Source organism: Aquirufa aurantiipilula, from assembly GCF_019923745.1.
Taxonomy (GTDB): Bacteria; Bacteroidota; Bacteroidia; order Cytophagales; family Spirosomataceae; genus Aquirufa; species Aquirufa aurantiipilula.
On record NZ_JAANOG010000044.1, the window covers coordinates 1 to 432 of the forward strand.

Consider the following 432-nt stretch of genomic DNA (forward strand, 5'->3'; position numbering starts at 1 on the left):
TGCCGTTAGCATCAGACTTAGTCCAAGTAACGGTTTGTCCAGAAGTACTTACTGGGTTGTTGTTAGCATCCGCCAATTGAGCGGTGATGGTTACTGTAGCGCCAGCCACAGGAGATGAAGATGAAGAAGTAACCAAATATTTACTAGCCGTACCAGCTACTGTAGTAATGGTAGACGAAGTACCTGTGATAGCCGAAGTAGTACCTGTAACTGTAGTTGAAGTTCCAGCCACGGTATGTGTGGTGAATACAACTGTTGCCACACCACTTGCATTGGTAGTCGAAGTAGCTGTAGCAAAACTACCGTTAGCATCAGACTTAGTCCAAGTAACGGTTTGTCCAGAAGTACTTACTGGGTTGTTGTTAGCATCCGCCAATTGAGCGGTGATGGTTACTGTAGCCCCAGCCACAGGAGATGAAGATGAAGAGGTAA

1 protein-coding gene is annotated in these 432 nt (G+C 46.1%); it reads right to left on the reverse strand.

Features of this window, described 5'->3' with window-relative positions:
• On the reverse strand, positions 1-432 hold a 432-nt coding region (locus G9H60_RS13270; protein ID WP_223144518.1), incomplete at both ends, for a hypothetical protein.